This window comes from Streptococcus sp. HMSC068F04, from assembly GCF_001837455.1.
In the GTDB taxonomy this organism is placed as follows: domain Bacteria; phylum Bacillota; class Bacilli; order Lactobacillales; family Streptococcaceae; genus Streptococcus; species Streptococcus salivarius_D.
In genome coordinates this window covers 18,035-18,924 of record NZ_KV832526.1, presented here as the reverse complement: position 1 = coordinate 18,924, position 890 = coordinate 18,035, and the positions used below count along the sequence as shown (strand labels likewise).

General features: G+C 42.8%; 1 protein-coding gene. It reads right to left on the bottom strand.

Going from position 1 to position 890, the window contains the following annotated elements; genetic code table 11:
• Positions 1-890 (bottom strand): N-acetylmuramoyl-L-alanine amidase (locus tag HMPREF2571_RS10900; RefSeq protein WP_256315262.1); only part of this gene is annotated, 890 nt, incomplete at both ends.

The window sequence follows — 890 nt, the reverse complement described above, 5'->3', positions numbered from 1 at the left end:
TGACAAGAAACCAAGTTCAAGAAGGACTGCTGGAGCTGTTGTCTCACGCAAGACTGCAAAGGTTTGACGTTTCACACCTTGGTTCTGAGCGCCAGTCGCATTAATCAGGCTAGACTGGATAGCATTGGCCAAAGTGTCACTCATGCTCAATCGAGTTGGATTAGCATGGTAGGTTGCATTAATACGTGATGGGTATTCTGCATAAGGTTGGTAATAATAAGTCTCGATTCCTTGTGCTGCAGAACTTCCTGAAGCATTGATGTGAATACTTACGAAGATATCAGATTCAGAGGCATTAGCCGCACGTGAACGGTCCGCCAAGTCAACATAGGTATCACTTGTGCGTGTGGTCACAACTTGATAACCTTCTGCTTCTAATTTAGCTTTCACACGACTTTGGATAGCCAAGGTCAAGCTCTTTTCAGAAATACCAAAGTAAGAAGCACCTGGATCATAGCCACCATGCCCAGCATCCAGATAGACAATCTTATTTAAAACATCGTAGTTTCCTCTTGATGCCGAACCGATTTTCTTAGGGGCTACCACATCAGCTGAAGTTGCCCCAAAGCCGATATTCTTACCTGAAGCATCAACAATATAGCCATGAACGATGTACTTGCCTGAATTCCACTTGTGCTGGCTTGCTGAAATAGTCACTTTATAAGAACCATCATCCTGTTTTGTAGCATTATGCCAAACAAGATCATCCTGACCATTTTGCTCAGACCAGACTGGGATAAGGACACCTGAAATACCACTTGGATTCGTCAGATTAGTGATAAGGACATCAAAGGTTCCACGATTTTTATCATTATTGGTAATAGTCAGTGTTCCTTGAGTCTTAGTGATATCAAGTGTTGCTTGTTTGCCACCTAGGCCAATGAATTTAC